The following is a 576-nucleotide window of genomic DNA, read 5'->3' as shown; positions in this document are numbered from 1 at the left end:
GTCGAGGTGGCTGGAGGCGAAGGCGACGCCCTTGTCGATCATGGCGCCGTCGTCGGCGTAGGTGTTGTGGGCGGAGAAGTTCATGCCGTCGGAGCAGACCGGGTCTTCGGTGGCGCAGACCTTGATGGTCTTGTCGGCGAAGGTGGGGCCGATGACGACGGGGGGTTCGCCGAGGAAGTTCATGGCGCGCACGTTGGGCATGCCGAAGAGCACGACCGAGGAGACGTGGCTGGCGACCGTGGGGTCGAGGGGTTTGGGGACGGTGTTGGGGTCGATGCCGTCGGGTACCGAGGGGGAGGTGACGAAGCCCATGACGGCTGCGCCCTGGGAGTAGCCGCCGAGCACCATTTTGGTGTTGGGGCAGTCGTGGGCCATCGAAACGACGTGGGCGCCAGCGTCTCTGACGCCGTCGATGCCGGTGTCCCATTGGTCGCTGGCGGGGTAGTTGACCGGGTAGACGTCGAACGACTTGGCGCCCACGCGCGAGTGCAGCGCGTCGACGAAGGCCTGGCCGGTGGGCCCGACTCCGGGGGCTTCACCGGTGCCGCGGGCGAACACCACCTGCACGTCCGGACA

General features: G+C 68.1%; 1 protein-coding gene. It reads right to left on the bottom strand.

Features of this window, described 5'->3' with window-relative positions; genetic code table 11:
• Positions 1-576: cutinase family protein (locus A5704_RS09935; protein WP_067760195.1), on the bottom strand; the 576-nt coding region annotated here is incomplete at both ends.

The organism is Mycobacterium sp. E735, assembly GCF_001666955.1.
Taxonomy (GTDB): domain Bacteria; phylum Actinomycetota; class Actinomycetes; order Mycobacteriales; family Mycobacteriaceae; genus Mycobacterium.
Note: the sequence above shows the minus strand (reverse complement) of the source record. Positions and strands in the feature narration are given on the sequence as shown.